This window comes from Candidatus Schmidhempelia bombi str. Bimp (genome assembly GCF_000471645.3).
GTDB lineage: Bacteria > Pseudomonadota > Gammaproteobacteria > Enterobacterales > Orbaceae > Utexia > Utexia bombi.
Genome location: NZ_AWGA01000123.1, coordinates 1 through 1,083 on the forward strand (window position 1 = coordinate 1; position 1,083 = coordinate 1,083).

Here is a 1,083-nt window from a genome sequence, read left to right on the forward strand (position 1 = left end):
ATCTGCCGCGAAGATAATGACAAGCTGGGCAAACCCGAAGTCGCCGTAAAAGGCATTGCAATATATGCCACCGCCAACGAAACGCAAACGCTCACATACTTACCCAAAACGGCAAGCTTTGACTTTGACGGACAAGAAAATGGTTACGCTAAAATCCGAAAAATTAGCCATGTTGACGTTCCCGCTCTACTAATGGCTGAAAATGGCAATGATAATGCCCCTCATAAAGGCTATGTCAAATTAACCACCTTAACCTTAACCCATCTCAAACCAGAAAAGTTAGACAAAGTGGTGGTATTAAAAGCGCCTATCCCCATCAACAAAGGCGACTTTATTGGCTATATTGGACACCATGTCAGCCAAAGCCAACGTTTGGACACCATTTCAGCCAAAGCCAACGTTTTGACGAGCCCAAAGAGCCCCCTTTAGCCAATATGAAACGTGCCTCAGAGAGCCAATTACCACAACTAGCCCATATTGAACTCTTTACTTGTGATGATTTACCGGCATTTATCAATCAAAGCCAAGCATTAGCCGACCGATTACCAGACAATGAAAAAACAGTTATTTTAGTTGAAAAACAAGCACAATTAATTCAAGCGCACAAACCAGCTGGCTTTCTACGGGCAGGATTAGGGATAACATTTATCGGTAATCCAAGCCACTATTACGTTAGGCACGGTTAATTCAAGCGCACAAAACAGCTGGCTTTCTTCGGGCGGGATTAGGGATAACATTTATTAGTAATCCAAGCCACTATTACGTTAATATCTATCCCCAATATACATTAACCTACTCAGCGCTTTCCCACATTGCTTTTGATACGAAAACAAACCAACACCGTTTAACCAAGCAAGACAAAGCCAATCTGATTGCGCATTATCAAGCTACCTATCCCGGCTGTACTGGATAGCGTCAAAAACCGTTTCTCATCTACAAGGAAAAGACGGCGCGCTCAGTTCAGACATCCGTTATTGGACTCAATTCCCATTAACATTAGATAATCTCCCAGCAGCAAAAGACAAAGACAACAGCGTCAAAAACCGTTTCTCATCTACAAGGAAAAGATGGTCAGCTTAGTTC

At 42.8% G+C, this 1,083-nt stretch carries 1 protein-coding gene and 1 pseudogene; both read left to right on the forward strand.

Annotated features, from left to right (window positions below; translation table 11 throughout):
* Positions 1–429: pseudogene (locus tag O970_RS10025) on the forward strand (hypothetical protein); the annotation flags it as partial.
* A gap of 5 nt (positions 430–434) precedes the next feature.
* Complete coding sequence (locus O970_RS09420) at positions 435–686, forward strand: hypothetical protein (RefSeq protein WP_133459444.1); 252 nt, start codon at positions 435–437, stop codon at positions 684–686.
* Positions 687–1,083 lie beyond the last annotated feature (397 nt).